The organism is Leifsonia sp. C5G2 (assembly GCF_013359685.1).
Classification (GTDB): domain Bacteria; phylum Actinomycetota; class Actinomycetes; order Actinomycetales; family Microbacteriaceae; genus Leifsonia.
The window spans coordinates 242,071-259,541 of the sequence record NZ_JABFMV010000002.1 but is presented as its reverse complement, the minus strand read 5'-3'; the positions used below and the strand labels follow the sequence as shown (position 1 = coordinate 259,541).

Sequence of the window (17,471 nt, the reverse complement as noted above, 5' to 3'; positions counted from 1 at the left end):
CGGTCAAAGGAACGCGGCGAGCTCCAGCTCCATGGCGGGCTTCGGCTTGGCGCCGATGATCGTCTTGACGACCTCCCCGCCCTGGAACACCTTCATCACCGGCAGGGCGAGGGCCTTGTAGGCGACCGTCGTCTCCATGTTCTCGTCGGCGTTGATCTTGACGATGCGGATGCGGTCGGCGTGCTCCTCCTGCAGCTGCTGCAGGATGGGCGACAGCGCGCGGCACGGACCGCACCACTCCGCCCAGAACTCGACGACGGTGGTCCCCGGGGCCGCGAGCACCTCATCCGGGAAGCTGGCGTCCGTGACGCTCTCGATCGTGGTCATGCGGCCACGTTAAGGTCTGACCCCGGGGGCAGAGTCAAGCGGTGCCCCGCGGAACCTGTGCGAGCATGGGACGAGGAGGTGCGCATGGAGATCCTGAGCCCGCAGCAGATCCGCGAGTCGTTCGTCAACTGCTCCCGCAGCGAAGCCGAGGAGCTGCCGCTGCCGCCGGGGCTGCACGAGGTGGACTGGGCCCGGCGCGAGTACCTCGGCTGGCGCGACCCGAAGCTCCCGCAGCGCGGCTACGTCGTCATCCCGACCGCCGACGGCCCGGTGGGCATCGTGCTCCGCGCGTCGGAGGCCAGCATGCGGTCGCACGCGCCCTCGATGTGCGGCTGGTGCCAGGACGTGCACCTCACCAACGACGTGTGGTTCTGGTCGGCGCGCCGAGCGGGCCAGTCGGGGCGCAACGGGGACACGGTCGGGACGCTGGTGTGCGGCGCGTTCGAGTGCAGCGCCAACGTGCGCAGGACTCCGCCGCCGTCGTATGTCGGCTTCGACGCCGACCGGGTGGTGGAGGAGAGGATCACGGGCCTCGCCGAGCGGGCAAGGCGCTTCGCCGCGACGGTGGTCGGAGCCCGCATCTAGTCGTGCCGCTGGTGGGACTCGAACCCACACGCCCTTCCGGACAAAGCATTTTGAGTGCTCCGCGTCTGCCATTCCGCCACAGCGGCGCACAACATCACCTGAACAATACCGTAGGCTTTTACGCGTGACTGACCAGGAATCGACTCCCACCGCACCCCGCCGCGTCGTCGTGGCGGAGGACGAATCGCTCATCCGCCTCGACATCGTCGAGATCCTGCGCGACAACGGTTTCGAGGTCGTCGGGGAGGCCGGCGACGGCGAGACGGCCGTCGCGCTGGCGACCGAGCTGCGCCCCGACCTGGTGATCATGGACGTCAAGATGCCCCAGCTCGACGGCATCTCCGCGGCCGAGCGCCTCTCGAAGGACCACATCGCGCCCGTCGTGCTGCTGACCGCGTTCAGCCAGAAGGAGCTCGTGGAGCGCGCGACCGAGGCCGGCGCGCTGGCCTACGTCGTGAAGCCGTTCACCCCGAACGACCTGCTGCCCGCGATCGAGATCGCGCTGGCCCGCTACCAGCAGATCATCGCGCTCGAGGCCGAGGTCTCCGACATGGTGCAGCGCTTCGAGACCCGCAAGCTGGTCGACCGCGCGAAGGGCCTCCTCAACGAGAAGATGGGTCTCAGCGAGCCGGAGGCGTTCCGTTGGATCCAGAAGGCGTCCATGGACCGCCGACTCACCATGCACGACGTCGCCCAGGCGATCATCGACCAGCTCGCCCCCAAGAAGTAGGGGCCTCCCCAGCCGACAGCTCCTGAGTTCTTCGAGCGGATCGCGGCGATCCGCTCGAAGAACTCAGGAGCTGTTCGCGTGTCAGAGCTCCTTGATGAGGTTCGTGATGCGGATCGTGGAGCAGCGGCGGCCCTGGTCGTCGGTGATCGCGATCTCGTGCGTCGTCAGCGTCCGGCCCAGGTGGATGGGCGTGCACACCCCGGTCACGTAGCCGCTCGTCGCCGAGCGCGTGTGCGACGCGTTGATCTCGATGCCGACCGCGAGGCGGCCCTCGCCGGCGTAGAGGTTGGCCGACATCGAGCCGAGGGACTCGCCCAGCACGACGTAGGCGCCGCCGTGGAGGAGGTCCGCGGGCTGCGTGTTGCCCTCGACGGGCATGCGCGCCACGGCACGCTCCACGGTGAATTCGAGCATCTCGATGCCCATCTTCTCGGCCAGTCGGCCGAGCCCCCTCTGCTGCACGTACGCGAGCGCGTCTCCGGTCATCCTCGGCCTCTCCTGACGGTCGTCTGGACTGTCACCGGCCCCTTGTAGGCTGGCCTGGTGTCAGACTCCGAAAAGCCTACCCTCCTCGTCATAGACGGCCATTCGCTCGCTTTCCGGGCCTTCTACGCACTCCCGGTGGACAGCTTCGTGAACCGCGAGGGTCAGCACACGAACGCCATCCACGGCTTCATCGCGATGTTCATCAACCTGCTGCAGCAGCAGAAGCCGACCCACCTCGCGGTCGCGTTCGACATCTCCCGCTACTCCTTCCGCACGCGCGAGTACCCGGAGTACAAGGGCACCCGCGGCGAGACGCCGTCGGAGTTCGCCGGGCAGGTCCCGCTGCTCGAAGAGGCGCTGCACGCGATGAACGTGACGACCATCGCGAAGGAGGACTACGAGGCAGACGACATCCTCGCCACTCTCGCGCGACAGGGCGTGGAGCAGGGCTTCCGGGTGCTGCTGGTCTCGGGCGACCGCGACACCATCCAGCTGGTCAACGACGACGTGACGCTGCTGTACCCGAACGTGCGCGGCGTCTCCGAGCTCAAGATCTACGACCCGGCGGCGGTCCGCGAGAAGTACGGCATCGAGCCGCACGAGTATCCCGAGATCGCGGCCCTCGTCGGCGAGACCAGCGACAACCTGATCGGCATCGACAAGGTCGGCGAGAAGACCGCCGTCAAGTGGGTGCAGCAGTACGGCACGGTCGAGAACATCGTCGCGCACGCCGACGAGATCAAGGGAGTGGTCGGCCAGAACCTGCGCGACCAGAAGGAGAACGCGCTCCGCAACCGCCGGCTGAACCAGCTGCGCGACGACGTGGAACTGCCGATCGGCCCGGCCGACCTGGAGCGCAAGCCGCTCAACGAGAGCGCGGTGCGCGACATCTTCGCCCGGCTGCAGTTCAAGACGCTGCTCGAGCGGCTGATGAAGACGGCCGCCGAGGAGGGCATGCTCGATGGCGCCGTGGGTGCCCTCGAGGTCGGCGACGCGGGTGCGGTGAGTGCGCCCGCCGTGCGCACGATGATCGACGAGGAACTCGGCAACTGGCTCACGAAGGCCTCCGCCGACGGCACGGCGATCGCGGTGCAGCTGGAGACCGGCCCCGCGGGCATCACCGGCTTCGGTCTCGCCACCGCCGACGACTCCGTCTACGTGCCGTGGGTCGCCGGCCGGCCCGACTACACCGCGCTGGAGGAGTGGCTCGCGAGCAGCGCTCCGAAGTACTTCTTCCACGCCAAGCCGCAGTTCAAGGCGCTGAGCCGGGCCGGCTTCGTCGTCGACGGGCTCGCCTTCGACACGCGCATCGCCTCCTGGCTCGTGAAGCCGGGAGCCGCCGCGCAGTCCCTCGCCGAGCAGGTCTACGAGGTGCTCGGCGAGACGCTGCCCGTCTCCGACCCGAACCAGCTCGTCCCGATCAACGACGCGGTCAGCCCGGCCACCGAGGCCTGGTTCATCCGCCGCGTCGCCGAGGGGCAGATGATCGCGCTCGACGAGGGCACCCGCGGGGTGCTCGACGACATCGAGCTCCCGCTGGTCGCCGTGCTCGCCGAGATGGAGCTGAACGGCGTCACCATCGACAGCGCCGTGCTCTCCCGGCTGCGCGGCCAGCTGACCGACAAGGCCAACGACTTCGCGGCGCAGGCGTACGCGCAGATCGGGCACGAGATCAACCTCGGCTCGCCGAAGCAGCTCCAGCAGGTCCTCTTCGAGGAGCTCGGGATGCCGAAGACGCGCGCGACGAAGACGGGCTACTCGACCGACGCCGGCTCGCTGGCCGACCTGCAGGAGAAGAACCCGCACCCGTTCCTCGGGCTGCTGCTGCAGCACCGCGACGCCACCAAGCTCAAGCAGATCGTGGAGACCCTGGAGCGGTCGGTGGAGAGCGACGGGCGCATCCACACCACCTACGACCAGACCGGCACGAGCACGGGCCGCATCTCGTCGAACGACCCGAACCTGCAGAACATCCCGATCCGCACGGAGGAGGGGCGCGAGATCCGCGCCGCGTTCCGGCACGGCGAGGGCTTCGAGACGCTGCTGACCGCCGACTACTCGCAGATCGAGATGCGGATCATGGCGCACCTCTCCGAAGACCCGGGGCTGATCGAAGCGTTCAACGCGGGGGAGGACCTGCACCGGTTCGTCGGCTCGCGCGTCTTCGGCGTCTCGCCGGCAGAGGTGACGGCCGCGATGCGCACGAAGGTCAAGGCGATGTCGTACGGGCTCGCCTACGGCCTGAGCGCGTTCGGCCTCTCGAAGCAGCTGCGCATCGAGACGTCGGAGGCGCGTCAGCTGATGAGCGACTACTTCGAGCGGTTCGGCTCGGTGCGCGACTACCTGCGCAACGTGGTCGAGCAGGCGCGCGTCGACGGCTTCACCGAGACGATCTTCGGCCGCCGCCGGCCGTTCGCCGACCTCACCTCCACCAACCGGGTCCTGCGCGAGAACGCCGAACGCCAGGCGCTGAACGCGCCCATCCAGGGCTCGGCCGCCGACATCATGAAGGTCGCGATGCTCGGCATCGCGGGCGACATGATCGACCAGCGCCTCGAATCCCGGATGCTTCTGCAGGTGCACGACGAGCTCATCTTCGAGGTGGCGACGGGCGAGTGGGAGGCGCTCGAGTCGATCGTGCGCACGCGCATGGCGGGCGCCGCCGACCTCCGGGTTCCGCTCGAGGTGCAGGTCGGCCGCGGCGCGAACTGGGACGCCGCCGCGCACTGATCCGCCCGGCGTACGCTGACGTCGTGAGCGAGCTGGAGCCGCGAGGCCGGGGACGACTGCGCAGGTCGCGGCGGAAGGCCGCCGTTCCGCGTCGCATCCCGAGCGAGGTCGTCCCGGTGCCGATCGCGGAGGTGCGGGAGTTCGTGCGGGACGCGGTGCGGGGGACCAGCCTGACGGACCCCTTCGCCCAGCTCCTCGGCGGCTACGCGCTGTTCGAGCCGCGACTCCGGTTCGTGGCGGTGGACGATGGGCACACGCGCATCGAGTTCGACGCGGCCGGGCGGGTCGCCGGAGCGGAGACACTCCTCTACACGCGTCGCCTGGGCGAGATCGACCGGTTCTTCGTCGCGCTGCGGGACGAGCTGGATCGCCGGGAGAGTCACAGGAGACCGGCCGCGAACGGACCGGCCGTCGAACGCGGCGAGTGACGATGGGCGGATGAGGAGAGTCGTCCACAGCCCGGCGCGTCCGACGACCTGTCCACACCCTCGGGCTTTCCGTGCGGCCGGGAGGCGGTCGTCGGTAGGGTCGAACCATGACCAACGATCAGAAGCGCGAACCCACCCCGGTCGACACGATCGCCGAGGAGTGGGTCGACACCCAGCTCGAGCTGTACCCGGAGTACCACGTCTGGCTCGGCCGCCCCGGCCGTGAGGGCGAGTACGCCGACTACTCGCCCGCCGGCGCGGAGCACGCGACCGCCAAGGTGAAGGAGGCGCTCGCCCGCATCGAGGCGGCGGAGCCGGTCGACGAGATCGACCGCATCACCAAGATGGACCTCGCTCGCGAGCTGCAGCTCACCGTCGAGAAGCACGAGGCCGGCTTCGGGCAGCGCGACCTCAACGTCATCGCCTCGCCGGCGCAGGAGCTGCGCGAGGTTTTCGACCTGGTCCCGACCGACACCGAAGACGACTGGGCCAACGTCGCCAAGCGGCTGCACAACCTCCCGGCCGCCATGCAGGGCTACATCGAGACGCTGCGCAGCGGCATCGCGGCGGGCAACGTCCCGGCGGTGCGGCAGGTGCGCGAGGTGCTCGCCCAGGCCCGCAAGCAGGTCGCCGACACCGGGTTCTTCTTCGAGTTCGCGGCCGGGGCCCGTCCGCTGAACGGCGAGCTTCCCGAGTCGCTGAAGAACGACCTGGCGGCGGGCGCGACCGAGTCGGCGCAGGCGTACGCGGCGCTGGCGGAGTTCCTGGAGAACGAGCTCGCCCCGCACGCCCCGGAGAAGGACGCGGTCGGGCGCGAGCTCTACGCTCTCGCGTCGCGCGGGTTCCTCGGGGCGACGGTCGATCTCGACGAGACCTACGAGTGGGGCATCGAGGAGCTCGCCCGCATGCGCGCCGAGCAGGAGTCGATCGCGAACGAGATCAAGCCGGGCGCGAGCGTGCTCGAGGCGATCGCGTTCCTCGACGGCGACGCCAGCCGCAAGCTGCACGGCACCGACGCGCTGCAGCGCTGGATGCAGGAGACCAGCGACCGCGCGATCGAAGAGCTCGGGAAGTCGCACTTCGACATCCCGGCCGAGATCCGCCGGCTGGAGTGCATGATCGCCCCGACCCAGGAAGGCGGCATCTACTACACCGGCCCGAGCGACGACTTCGCGCGCGCCGGCCGCATGTGGTGGAGCGTCCCGGAGGGCGTGACCGAGTTCGACACGTGGCGCGAACTCACCACCGTCTACCACGAGGGCGTCCCGGGGCACCACCTGCAGATCGCGCAGGCCACTTACAACAAGGCGCAGCTGAACTCGTGGCGGCGGATCGCCGGCACGTCCGGCCATGCCGAGGGCTGGGCGCTGTACGCGGAGCGGCTCATGGAGCAGCTCGGCTACCTCGACGACCCGGCCGACCGCCTGGGCATGCTCGACGGGCAGCGCATGCGCGCGGCCCGCGTCGTGCTCGACATCGGCGTGCACCTCGAGAAGCCGCTGCCCGACGGATCGCGGCCGTGGACGGGGGAGGACGCCTTCCCGTTCCTCCGCGAGAACGTCAACATGAACGACGGGTTCGTGCGGTTCGAGGTCAACCGCTACCTGGGCTGGCCGGGGCAGGCGCCGTCGTACAAGATCGGTCAGCGCATCTGGGAGCAGCTGCGCGACGAGTACGCGCGCCGCGAGGGCGACGCGTTCGACATCAAGGCGTTCCACAAGAAGGCGCTCGACATCGGCGGCGTCGGCCTCGACACGCTGAAGGCGGCGCTGCTCGACTGAGCGGCCGTCGTGCGCATCCCGACCTCCCCGTGACCTCTCCCTACCGCGCCGTGCTGGGCCAGGCGTTCGATGAGCTGCACCCTCGGCTGCAGACGTACTTCGACGCCATCCCTCCCGGCGCGGTGGGGCGCGGCTCCGGCGAGTTCGACACCGTGGGGACCCCGCGGCGTTGGCTGTGGCCGGTGCTCGCGCTGTTCGCGCCGGCGCACGTGCTGTTCCCGGTCTGGCAGCGGCGGGTCCCGTTCACGGTCGAGAACCGGCCGGTCGTGCGCGGCGACGGCTCACCGGCCGTCGCCGCCGAGCGGGTGTTCGCCCTGCGCGGTCGCACGGTGACGATGCTCGACGAGATCGGGGTGGAGGACGGCGCGCTGATCGATCGGCTCGGGAGCCCGGTGCGCACGGTCGCCCGCTTCGCCGCGTCCGTGCGCGACGGCGGACTCCGGCTGCGGTCGACAGCGGTCTGGATCGTGATCGCGGGGCGGAGGGTGCGCATCCCACGGCCGCTCGCACCGATCGTGGTGCTGACCGAGCGGTGGGACGACGAGGCGGAGCGCCAGCGGGTCTCGATCACCGTGACCGCGCCGGTGATCGGGCGGGTCTACCAGTACGGCGGCCGGTTCCACTACGGCATCGAGGCGACGACCGATCAGAGCAACGAACAGAAGGGGGAGCGGTCGCCGTGAGCGAACGCATCGTGATCGCCGGGGCATCCGGCTTCGTCGGGCGGTACCTGGAGCAGCACTACCGGAGCGCGGGAGCGGAGGTCGTGCTGCTCGGGCGCGCAGGTCCCGATGTCCGCTGGGACGATCCGGACGGGCTTCGGGCGGCCGTCACGGGGGCCGCTGCGGTGATCAATCTCGCCGGCAAGAGCGTGAACTGCCGCTACAACGACGCCAACCGGGCCGAGATCTTCCGGTCGCGCCTGGAGACCACCCGCGCCGTGGGCGACGCGATCGCCGCGAGCGACGCGCCGCCTCCGGTCTGGTTCAACGCCTCGACCGCGACGATCTACCGGCACGCCGAGGACCGGCCGATGACCGAGTCGACCGGGGAGCTCGGCACCGGCTTCTCGGTCGAGGTCGCGAAGGCGTGGGAGCGGGAGCTGTTCGCCGGCGACCTGCCCACCACGCGCCGGGTCGCCCTGCGCATGGCGATCGTGCTCGGCGACGGAAGCGCGCTGACGCCGCTGGTGAACCTGGTCCGTGCGGGACTCGGCGGGCCGCAGGTCGACGGGCCCTGGGTCGCCACCTCGGCGCGGCGGAGCGCCGGGACGTTCCACGAGTTCCGGGCGCGCGGGGGAGCGCAGCGGTTCAGCTGGGTGCACATCGCCGACGTGCTCGGCGCGATCGAGTTCCTCCGCGACCGGCCCGACCTGGACGGCGCGGTGAATGTGTCGGCGCCGAACCCGACCGACAACCGCACCTTCATGGCGACGCTGCGCCGCCTGCTCGGCCGGCGGATCGGCCTCCCTGCGTACCGCTGGATGCTCGAGATCGGGTCCGCGGCGATCTGCACCGAGACCGAACTGGTGCTGAAGAGCCGGTGGGTGCTGCCCGAACGACTGCTCGACGCCGGCTACTCGTTCGTCCATCCCGAACTGGAGCCGGCGCTCCGCGACATCCTGTCCGAGCGCGGCTTGCTGGACGGCGTCGCAGGCCGGTAGACTAGAACGTCACTTGTGTGACATCCCTATCCGCTTGCCCTTCGCGGAACACACGAAAATCATCGCGATCGGCCTGATTCCTGTCCAATACGGAGCACCCACTACATGACAACCGCAACGACCGACAAGGCACCCAAGCAGGTCGCCGTCAACGACATCGGATCTGCTGAGGACTTTCTTGCCGCGGTCGAAAAGACGCTGAAGTTCTTCAACGACGGAGACCTGATCGAGGGCACTGTCGTCAAGATCGACCGCGACGAGGTCCTCCTCGACGTCGGTTACAAGACGGAGGGCGTCATCCCCTCCCGCGAGCTTTCCATCAAGCACGACGTCGACCCCAGCGAGGTCGTCGAGGTCGGCGACACCGTCGAGGCCCTCGTTCTCCAGAAGGAGGACAAGGAGGGTCGCCTCATCCTGTCCAAGAAGCGTGCGCAGTACGAGCGCGCCTGGGGCGATGTGGAGAAGATCAAGGAGGCCGACGGCGTCGTCACCGGTACGGTGATCGAGGTCGTCAAGGGCGGCCTGATCGTCGACATCGGCCTGCGCGGCTTCCTGCCGGCGTCGCTCATCGAGCTGCGCCGCGTCCGCGACCTGACGCCGTACCTGGGCCAGGAGATCGAGGCCAAGATCCTCGAGCTCGACAAGAACCGCAACAACGTGGTGCTCTCGCGCCGCGCGCTGCTGGAGCAGACCCAGTCGGAGTCCCGCACCACCTTCCTCAACAACCTGCACAAGGGCCAGGTCCGCAAGGGCGTCGTCTCGTCGATCGTCAACTTCGGTGCGTTCGTCGACCTCGGCGGCGTCGACGGCCTCGTCCACGTGTCGGAGCTCTCCTGGAAGCACATCGAGCACGCCTCCGAGGTCGTCGAGGTGGGCCAGGAGGTCACCGTCGAGATCCTCGAGGTCGACCTCGACCGCGAGCGCGTCTCCCTGTCGCTCAAGGCGACGCAGGAGGACCCGTGGCAGGTCTTCGCCCGCACCCACGCGATCGGTCAGGTCGCACCGGGCAAGGTCACCAAGCTGGTTCCGTTCGGTGCGTTCGTCCGCGTCGCCGACGGCATCGAGGGCCTCGTGCACATCTCGGAGCTGTCCGGCAAGCACGTCGAGCTGGCCGAGCAGGTCGTCTCGGTGGGCGACGAGGTGTTCGTCAAGGTCATCGACATCGACCTGGAGCGCCGCCGCATCTCGCTGTCGCTCAAGCAGGCGAACGAGGGCGTCGACCCGGAGGGCACCGAGTTCGACCCGGCGCTCTACGGCATGGTCACCGAGTACGACGACCAGGGCAACTACAAGTACCCGGAGGGCTTCGACCCGGAGACCAACGAGTGGAAGGAAGGCTTCGAGACGCAGCGCGACGAGTGGGAGCAGCAGTACGCTGCGGCCCAGGCGCGCTGGGAGGCGCACAAGCGCCAGGTCGCGAAGGGCCTCGAGGAGGCTGCTGCCGACAGCGGCACCTCGACCTACTCCTCCGAGACGGGTTCGGGCGGAACGCTCGCCGACGACGAGTCGCTCGCGGCTCTGCGCGAGAAGCTCAGCTCCAACAACTGAGAAACCTCTCTCAGAGACGGCCGGTCCTTCGGGGCCGGCCGTTTCGTCGTTCCCGGGGCTCGCGACTGCGGCCGGGCCGCGCGGCTAGGCTGGGCAAGTGCAGCTGATCGGACTCACCGGCGGGATCGCCTCCGGAAAATCGACCATCGCGTCCCGGCTCGCCGAGCACGGCGCGGTCGTCGTGGACGCAGACCGCATCGCCCGCGAGGTCGTCGAGCCCGGCACACCCGCTCTCGCGCAGATCGCCGAGCGTTTCGGCGACGGGGTGATCGCACCGGACGGAAGCCTCGACCGGCCCGCCCTCGGTGCGATCGTCTTCGGGGATCCCGAAGCGCTGCGGGCGCTGAACGGGATCACGCATCCGGCCGTGCTCGCCGCGTCGACGGCCCGCTTCCGGGCAGCGGCCGAGGCGGACCCGGACGCGATCGTCGTCTACGACGTTCCGCTGCTGGTCGAGTCCGCCAACGAATACCCGTTCGACCGCGTCGTCGTGGCGCACGCCGATGAGGCGACCCGCATCCGCCGGCTGGTCGAGCTGCGCGGGATGGACGCCGCCGAGGCCGAGCGGCGCATCCGCTCGCAGGCATCCGACGAGGAGCGGCTCGCCGTCGCCGACGACGTCATCGACACCGGCGGGACGCTGCAGCACACGCGCGACCAGGTGGATGCGCTCTGGAGACAGCTCCGCGGCCGCGCCTGACCGCGCCGTGCAGCGGAGGCGTTCCGCTGTGAGCGAGAGCGGGCCCCGGTGTCGGTGGTCCTTCCTAGACTGAAGACATGCTTCCCACGCGCTCCGTCCGTCCCTTCGAGGTCGTCAGCGAGTACAGCCCGAGCGGCGACCAGCCCCAGGCGATCGCCGAGCTGGCCGGGCGCATCAACGCGGGCGAGACCGACGTGGTGCTGCTGGGCGCGACCGGTACGGGCAAGTCCGCGACGACCGCGTGGCTGATCGAGCAGGTGCAGCGGCCGACGCTGGTGCTCGCCCACAACAAGACGCTCGCGGCCCAGCTCGCCAACGAGTTCCGCGAGCTGCTGCCCAACAACGCCGTCGAGTACTTCGTCTCGTACTACGACTACTACCAGCCCGAGGCGTACGTCCCGCAGACCGACACCTTCATCGAGAAGGACTCCTCGATCAACGCCGAGGTGGAGCGGCTGCGGCACTCGACCACGAACTCGCTGCTCAGTCGGCGTGACGTGGTCGTCGTGTCCACCGTGTCGTGCATCTACGGCCTCGGCGCGGCGGAGGAGTACCTGGAGGCGATGGTCGCGCTGCAGGTGGGGCAGAACGTCGGCCGCGACGCTCTCATCCGCCGCTTCGTCAACATGCAGTACGAGCGCAACGACGTCGACTTCTCGCGCGGCAAGTTCCGTGTCCGCGGCGACACCATCGAGATCATCCCGGTGTACGAGGAGAACGCGATCCGCATCGAGCTGTTCGGCGACGAGATCGAGGCGCTGTACTCGCTGCACCCGCTCACCGGCGAGGTGATCCAGAAGATGGACGCCGTGTCGGTCTTCCCGGCGACGCACTACGCCGCCAGCCCGGCGACGATGCAGCGCGCCATCGGCACCATCCAGGAGGAGCTGGGGGAGCGGCTGCAGGAGCTGGAGCGCGAGGGCAAGCTGCTCGAAGCCCAGCGGCTGCGCATGCGCACGCAGTTCGACCTGGAGATGATGGAGCAGATCGGCTTCTGCTCCGGCATCGAGAACTACTCGCGGCACATCGACGGCCGCCTCCCGGGCGAGGCGCCGCACTGCCTGCTCGACTACTTCCCGGACGACTTCCTCGTGGTCATCGACGAGTCGCACGTGACGGTCCCGCAGATCGGCGCCATGTACGAGGGCGACGCGTCCCGCAAGCGCACGCTGGTGGAGCACGGCTTCCGGCTGCCGAGCGCGCTCGACAACCGGCCGCTGAAGTGGAACGAGTTCAAGGACCGCGTCGGCCAGACCGTGTACCTGTCGGCCACCCCGGGCAAGTACGAGATGGGCATCGCCGACGGCGTGGTGGAGCAGATCATCCGCCCGACCGGCCTCGTCGACCCCGAGATCGTGGTCAAGCCCACCAAGGGCCAGATCGACGACCTGCTCGAAGAGATCCGCGTGCGCGTCGAGCGCGATGAGCGCGTGCTCGTCACCACGCTGACCAAGAAGATGGCCGAGGAGCTCACCGACTTCCTCGCCGAGGCCGGGGTGAAGGTGCGCTACCTGCACTCCGATGTCGACACCCTGCGCCGCGTCGAGCTGCTGACCGAGCTGCGGGCGGGCGTGTACGACGTGCTCGTCGGCATCAACCTGCTGCGCGAGGGACTCGACCTGCCGGAGGTGTCGCTCGTCGCGATCCTCGACGCCGACAAGGAGGGCTTCCTGCGGTCGTCGACCTCGCTCATCCAGACGATCGGCCGTGCCGCGCGTAACGTCTCCGGCTCGGTGCACATGTACGCGGACGTCCTGACCGACTCCATGAAGAGCGCGATCGAGGAGACCGAGCGCCGCCGCGAGAAGCAGATCGAGTACAACCGGGTGAACGGGATCGACCCGCAGCCGCTGCGCAAGCGGATCGCCGACATCACGGACGTGCTCGCGCGCGAGGAGGCCGACACCGCCCGCATGCTCGCGGGCCGGGAGCAGAAGCGCAAGAGCCCGACGCCGAACCTGCGCAACGGCGGCATCGCCGCGCAGGGTGCGGCCGAGCTGGAGTCGCTGATCGCCGACCTCAACCAGCAGATGCTGGCGGCGGCGGGCGAGCTCAAGTTCGAGCTGGCGGCGCGGTTGCGCGACGAGCTCTCCGACCTCAAGCGCGACCTCCGGCAGATGGAGAAGGCAGGCCACCTGGGCTGACCGTCGCCCGCCGGCCGCCACGGCGGGTTACGGTGGCAGGGTGGCAGCGAGGACGACGGGACGCCGGTGGACGCTCGCGGCCTGCGTCGTCCTGGTGGGGATCGCCGTGGTGGCGGTCGCGTTCCAGGGCGCACCGGAGTTCAGCGCGCCACGGATGTTCCTGCCGCCGGGGCCGGTCCGCACCGGCGCCCCCGACCAGGGGATGACGGGGACGCCCGAGCCGCAGGAGGCGTCCCACCCGCTCCGCCTCGACCTGACCTGGCTCCTGGTCGCGCTCGTCATCCTGGCCGTCATCGTCGTCCTGGCGATCCTCTGGCGCCGCCGTCGGCGTCCGCAGGCGCCGCCGAGCCTGCCCGAGCTCGCCGACCTGTCCGGCAGCGAGCTCTCCGACGCACCCCGCGAGGCGGAGCCGGAGCCCGAGCCCGAGCAGGTGCGCCGCGGCCTCGACCGCGCTGCCGAGGAGCTCGCCGGGCCACGCGAACCGCGCGACGCCATCGAGCGCGCCTGGGTGGGGCTGGAGGAGGGCGCGGCCGATTCGGGCGTGCGCAGGCTCCCCGCGGAGACGCCCGCCGAGTTCGCGGCCCGGATCGTCGCCCGGGTCGACGCCGACCGAGACGCCGCCGCACGCCTCCTCGCCGTCTACCAGCGCGCCCGCTTCGGCTCCGCGCCCGTCACCGCGGAGGACGTGGACATCGCCCGCGCCGCCGTCGAGACCCTCCGAGTCTCCTGGGGCCGCCATCCCGCCGTCGGCCGAGGGGCGACCTCGTGAGCCGCGCGCGCCGGCTCCCGCCGCGCGTACTGCGACGGCTGATCCTGTCCGTCCTCCTCGGCGTCGCCGTCGGGGCCGCGGCGTGGTCCCTCGGGATGGACGCCGCGCACGCCGTCGGACTGGGAGCGGCGGCCGCGGCGCTCGTCGCCTGCCTGTCGGCCCTGGGGGAGGCGGCGGACCTGACCTGGGCCGTCCCCGCTCCGGAGCCGCGCCCCGGCGCCCGGCGCGACATCGTCCAGCTCGGCTGGTCGCTCGGCTCCCGCGGCGGCCGCGTCTCGCCGGAGGGACTGCGCCGCCTGCGGCTGGTCGCCGAGCGCGCCCTCGCCATCCACGGTCTCGACCTGCACGACAGCGCCGCCGACCCCTCGCTGGAGCGACTGCTCGGCGCCGAGGTGCTGGCCGTGCTCCGCCGCGGGTCCACCGCTGCCCCGCCACGGACGGCGTTCGTCGCGGTCGTGCTGCACCGACTCGAGGCGCTCGACGACGCCACGCCCATCCGTCCCACCGCCCACCCCGCCCCCGAGGAGACGCACCGTGCACGATGACCCCCGCACCACCGACCCGGAGCCGCTCGCCGTCCCCGAGGTCGCCCGGCTCGGCGCCGAGGTGCTCGACCGCGTCGGCACTGTGGTCGTCGGGATGCGCGGCCCGCTCCGCATCGCCTTCGCGACCCTCCTCGCCGGCGGTCACGTGCTGTTCGAGGACGTGCCGGGGCTGGGCAAGACGCTGGCCGCGCGCAGCATCGCCGCCGCGGTCGGCCTCGACTTCCGCCGGCTGCAGTGCACGCCCGACCTGCTGCCGTCCGACATCACCGGCTCGTTCGTCTACGTGCCCGGTTCGGCCGACTTCGAGTTCCGGCCCGGGCCGGTGTTCACCGGACTGTTCCTGGCCGACGAGATCAACCGCACGTCGCCCAAGACGCAGTCCGCGCTGCTGGAGGCGATGGCGGAGGGGCAGGTGTCGGTGGAGGGCCGCAGCTTCCCGCTCCCGACGCCGTTCCACGTCGTCGCCACCGCCAACCCGATCGAGTCGGAGGGCACGTACGCGCTGCCCGAGGCGCAGCTCGACCGGTTCATGGTGCGGCTGAGCGTCGGCTACCCGGACGAGGAGGGGGAGTCGCGCGTGCTGCTCGCCCGGGTGGCCCGCCGCCACGAGGTCGCACAGGTCGAGCCGGTGATCGACGCGGCGACGCTGGCCGCGATGCAGGCCGGCGTGGAGGCGGTGGATGTGGACCCGGACATCGCCGCGTACTGCGTGCGCCTGGCCGCCGCCACGCGCGCGCACCGCTCCGTCGAGGTCGGAGCGTCCCCGCGCGGCTCGCAGGGTCTGCTGCTGGTCGCCCGCGCCCTCGCCGTGCTCGACGGCCGCGACTTCGTCCTCCCGGACGACGTCAAGGCGGTCGCCGTGCCCGTCCTCGCGCACCGGCTCACCTTGACGGTTCAGGCCTGGACCGGCGGGGTCGGCGCCGAGCAGGTGGTCCGCGAGGTCGTCGCCACGGTCGCCGGTCCTCCCGCCGTCGGCGTCGGCCGGCGCGCGCACGCGGACGGCCGTGACTGACCGCGGGCGACCGCCCGCCGGTGGCGGCTGGATGCTGAGCCCGGCGCTCGCGGGCGCGGTGATCGTCGGCCTCGTGGGGCTGGTCGCGGCGTTCGTGATGTCGCGCCCGGAGCCGGCGTTCGTCGGCGCGCCGCTGCTGCTGGCTGCGGCGGTGGCGTGGGATCGCCGTCCGCCCGCGGATGCGGACGGGGATGACGACGCGCAGCCCCGCATCACCGTCGCCGCGGACGAGACCGCTTCCGGCTCGTCCGCCGCTCCGACGGTCGCCGTGCGCATCGCGGCGACCGCCATGCGGCATCCCGATGCCGTGCAGGTGCGGCTCGAGCTCGGTGGAGCGGCGCCGGTCGACGCCGTCCTCACCCCGCGGGCCGCGGCGCGGATCGCCGCGGACGTCCCGGTCGTGCACTCCGGCCGGCAGCGGGTCGCCGCCGCGCAGGCGCGGGAGCTCGGGGCCGACGCGTCCTGGGCGTCCGAGCCGGCGGAGCAGGCGGAGCTCGAGCGGGTGGTCCGCCCGCGACGCCGTCCGGTGCGCAGTCTGCCGCTGCCCGCGCGCCTGCTGGGGCTGACCGGGCAGCACGTCTCCACCCGGCCCGGCGACGGCGGCGAGTTCCGTGACGTCGACCTGTTCCATCCGGGCGACCGCCTGCGCCGGATCGACTGGCGTGCGACCGCCCGGGCCGGCCGGGCGGGCGAGTTGTACGTCCGCCGGACGACGGCGACTTCGGATGCCGCGGTGCACCTGGTCGTGGACGCGCGCGACGACGTGAGCGGCGTGGTGGCGGACTGGTCGCGGGCGTACCCGCGCCCCGCCCTCTCGTCGCTCGATGTCGCGCGGGAGGCCGCGGCGTCCCTTGCCGCGGCCTACGCGGCGGCGGGGGACAGGGTCGGCTTCGACGACCTGGGCGGCGCGCAGCGGGTGCTCCCGCCCCGCGCCGGCGCCCGGCACCGCGAGCGGGTGCTCCGGGCGATCGACCTGACGACGGCGACCGGCACGCTCTACCAGCGGGTGAGGTCGCCCCGGCTCTCACCGGGGGCGCTGGTCTTCGTGCTCTCGACGTTCCTCGACGACCAGCCGATCACGCTCGCCCTCACCTGGCGGGCGGCCGGGCACCGGGTGATCGCGGTGGATGTGCTGCCCGCGCGCGACGCCCGCGACCTGAGCGCGCGCGAGCGCCTGGCGCTGCGGACGGTCGAGCTCGAGCGCCGGCTGCGGCTGCAGCAGCTGCAGTCGGGTGGTGTGGAGCTGATGCCGTGGGCCGACGTCCCCGCTCGCGAGGCCGCTCTGCGCGCCCTGACCGGCGGAGGGCGGAGGCGATGAGCCAGGAGCGCGCGCCGGACCGCAGCGCCGGGCGGGCCTCGTCCCTCGGCGTCCGCACCCTGCCCGGCTGGTCGGTGCGCGCCCTGTTCGCCGCCGTCGCCCTCACCCTGCTCCTCGCCGGGGTGCCGGAGGGTCCGTGGACCGCGATCGGCGCCCTGCTGGTCGGCGTCTCGGTGTGGCGCCCGCGGTGGAGGACGGTGTGGGTGCTCGCCGGCGTCCTGGTGCTCTCGTCGCTGGTGGAGCCCGGCACGCTCACCCTGCGCATCCTCGCGCTCGTCGCCGGAGTGCATGCGCTGCACGTCCTCGGCTCGTGGATGCTCGCGGTCCCCTCGGCGGCGCGGCTGCAACCGGCCGTGCTGCTCCCGTCGTTGCGTCGGTTGGTGTTCATCCAGGTCCCGGTGCAGGCGGCCACGGTCGCCCTGCTCGTCGCCGGGCAGCGGGCGTCGCTCCCGCTGCTGGCCGCGGTCGCCGGGGCCGCACTGGTGGCCCTGGCGGCGATGCTGCTGCCGCCGCTGCTCCGCCGCCCGCCGCGCTGAGCGCGTCCGATCCCATCGCAGCGGTTCCAATGTCGGTGGTCGCGCATAGACTCGCGCGTGCGTGGGATGCACCTGCCCGAGAGGGTAGAATCGAACGGATGTTCGATGGTCGGGTGCGGTGCGCGGTGGGCGAACACGGGCCGACCACGCGGAGAGATGGCGGAGAATA

17 protein-coding genes and 1 tRNA gene are annotated in these 17,471 nt (G+C 71.3%); 15 read left to right on the top strand and 3 right to left on the bottom strand.

Annotated elements, in window-relative coordinates; genetic code table 11:
• Positions 1-3 precede the first annotated feature (3 nt).
• Positions 4-327, bottom strand: a complete 324-nt coding sequence (locus HNO83_RS04055) for a thioredoxin family protein (protein ID WP_175336225.1) — start codon at positions 325-327, stop codon at positions 4-6.
• An 84-nt stretch (positions 328-411) separates the two neighbouring features.
• On the opposite strand from HNO83_RS04055, the gene HNO83_RS04050 reads away from it, so the two are divergent.
• The gene (locus tag HNO83_RS04050; protein WP_175336224.1) at positions 412-912 is read left to right on the top strand and encodes an FBP domain-containing protein; all 501 of its coding nucleotides are present in this window, start codon (positions 412-414) and stop codon (positions 910-912) included.
• A gap of 3 nt (positions 913-915) precedes the next feature.
• Here the strand turns inward: HNO83_RS04050 and HNO83_RS04045 are convergent.
• Positions 916-998, bottom strand: a tRNA-Leu gene (locus tag HNO83_RS04045).
• 38 nt (positions 999-1,036) lie between these two features.
• Between HNO83_RS04045 and HNO83_RS04040 the strand changes: the two genes are divergently transcribed.
• Positions 1,037-1,642 (top strand): ANTAR domain-containing response regulator, encoded by a 606-nt coding sequence (locus HNO83_RS04040; protein WP_175336223.1) that lies wholly within the window; start codon positions 1,037-1,039, stop codon positions 1,640-1,642.
• An 81-nt stretch (positions 1,643-1,723) separates the two neighbouring features.
• Here HNO83_RS04040 and HNO83_RS04035 read toward each other — a convergent pair whose 3' ends face one another.
• Positions 1,724-2,128: a hotdog fold thioesterase gene (locus HNO83_RS04035; protein WP_175336222.1), complete on the bottom strand. Its 405-nt coding sequence runs from the start codon at positions 2,126-2,128 to the stop codon at positions 1,724-1,726.
• Between the two features lie 57 nt (positions 2,129-2,185).
• Between HNO83_RS04035 and polA the strand changes: the two genes are divergently transcribed.
• From polA to HNO83_RS03970, 13 genes are all read left to right on the top strand, one after another.
• Positions 2,186-4,858 carry a DNA polymerase I gene (polA, locus tag HNO83_RS04030; protein ID WP_175336221.1) on the top strand — a complete coding sequence of 891 codons (2,673 nt, stop codon included), beginning with the start codon at positions 2,186-2,188 and terminating at the stop codon, positions 4,856-4,858.
• Positions 4,859-4,881: 23 nt separating this feature from the next.
• Entirely contained in the window at positions 4,882-5,286 is a 405-nt protein-coding gene (locus tag HNO83_RS04025) for a hypothetical protein (RefSeq protein WP_175336220.1), read from the top strand.
• Positions 5,287-5,393: 107 nt separating this feature from the next.
• On the top strand, positions 5,394-7,067 hold the full coding sequence (locus HNO83_RS04020) for a DUF885 domain-containing protein (protein WP_175336219.1): 1,674 nt from the start codon (positions 5,394-5,396) through the stop codon (positions 7,065-7,067).
• A gap of 29 nt (positions 7,068-7,096) precedes the next feature.
• Positions 7,097-7,750: a DUF4166 domain-containing protein gene (locus HNO83_RS04015; RefSeq protein ID WP_175336218.1), complete on the top strand. Its 654-nt coding sequence runs from the start codon at positions 7,097-7,099 to the stop codon at positions 7,748-7,750.
• Positions 7,747-8,730 (top strand): epimerase, encoded by a 984-nt coding sequence (locus HNO83_RS04010; RefSeq protein WP_175336217.1) that lies wholly within the window; start codon positions 7,747-7,749, stop codon positions 8,728-8,730. Before HNO83_RS04015 ends, HNO83_RS04010 begins: the two co-directional genes overlap by 4 nt.
• Positions 8,731-8,835: 105 nt before the next feature.
• Entirely contained in the window at positions 8,836-10,278 is a 1,443-nt protein-coding gene (rpsA, locus tag HNO83_RS04005; RefSeq protein WP_175336216.1) for a 30S ribosomal protein S1, read from the top strand.
• A gap of 97 nt (positions 10,279-10,375) precedes the next feature.
• The gene (gene coaE / locus HNO83_RS04000) at positions 10,376-10,978 is read left to right on the top strand and encodes a dephospho-CoA kinase (protein WP_175336215.1); all 603 of its coding nucleotides are present in this window, start codon (positions 10,376-10,378) and stop codon (positions 10,976-10,978) included.
• Between the two features lie 77 nt (positions 10,979-11,055).
• Positions 11,056-13,122, top strand: coding sequence for an excinuclease ABC subunit UvrB (gene uvrB, locus HNO83_RS03995; RefSeq protein WP_175336214.1), 2,067 nt, complete (start codon positions 11,056-11,058; stop codon positions 13,120-13,122).
• 40 nt (positions 13,123-13,162) lie between these two features.
• Positions 13,163-13,891 (top strand): DUF4129 domain-containing protein, encoded by a 729-nt coding sequence (locus HNO83_RS03990; RefSeq protein ID WP_349627069.1) that lies wholly within the window; start codon positions 13,163-13,165, stop codon positions 13,889-13,891.
• Positions 13,888-14,436 carry a hypothetical protein gene (locus tag HNO83_RS03985; RefSeq protein WP_175336213.1) on the top strand — a complete coding sequence of 183 codons (549 nt, stop codon included), beginning with the start codon at positions 13,888-13,890 and terminating at the stop codon, positions 14,434-14,436. The genes HNO83_RS03990 and HNO83_RS03985 overlap by 4 nt, the downstream gene beginning before the upstream one ends.
• The gene (locus HNO83_RS03980) at positions 14,426-15,448 is read left to right on the top strand and encodes an AAA family ATPase (RefSeq protein ID WP_175336212.1); all 1,023 of its coding nucleotides are present in this window, start codon (positions 14,426-14,428) and stop codon (positions 15,446-15,448) included. The genes HNO83_RS03985 and HNO83_RS03980 overlap by 11 nt, the downstream gene beginning before the upstream one ends.
• On the top strand, positions 15,441-16,766 hold the full coding sequence (locus HNO83_RS03975) for a DUF58 domain-containing protein (RefSeq protein WP_349627068.1): 1,326 nt from the start codon (positions 15,441-15,443) through the stop codon (positions 16,764-16,766). Before HNO83_RS03980 ends, HNO83_RS03975 begins: the two co-directional genes overlap by 8 nt.
• Positions 16,763-17,302, top strand: coding sequence for a hypothetical protein (locus HNO83_RS03970; protein ID WP_249776480.1), 540 nt, complete (start codon positions 16,763-16,765; stop codon positions 17,300-17,302). Before HNO83_RS03975 ends, HNO83_RS03970 begins: the two co-directional genes overlap by 4 nt.
• The last annotated feature ends 169 nt before the right edge of the window (positions 17,303-17,471 follow it).

What these genes read in the sequence shown, in the direction of transcription:
- HNO83_RS04055 (WP_175336225.1), bottom strand. Translation starts at nt 327, where the DNA reads ATGACCACGATCGAGAGCGTCACGGACGCCAGCTTCCCGGATGAGGTG.
- HNO83_RS04050 (WP_175336224.1), top strand. Translation starts at nt 412, where the DNA reads ATGGAGATCCTGAGCCCGCAGCAGATCCGCGAGTCGTTCGTCAACTGC.
- HNO83_RS04035 (WP_175336222.1), bottom strand. Translation starts at nt 2,128, where the DNA reads ATGACCGGAGACGCGCTCGCGTACGTGCAGCAGAGGGGGCTCGGCCGA.
- HNO83_RS04020 (WP_175336219.1), top strand. Translation starts at nt 5,394, where the DNA reads ATGACCAACGATCAGAAGCGCGAACCCACCCCGGTCGACACGATCGCC.
- rpsA (WP_175336216.1), top strand. Translation starts at nt 8,836, where the DNA reads ATGACAACCGCAACGACCGACAAGGCACCCAAGCAGGTCGCCGTCAAC.
- uvrB (WP_175336214.1), top strand. Translation starts at nt 11,056, where the DNA reads ATGCTTCCCACGCGCTCCGTCCGTCCCTTCGAGGTCGTCAGCGAGTAC.
- HNO83_RS03970 (WP_249776480.1), top strand. Translation starts at nt 16,763, where the DNA reads ATGAGCCAGGAGCGCGCGCCGGACCGCAGCGCCGGGCGGGCCTCGTCC.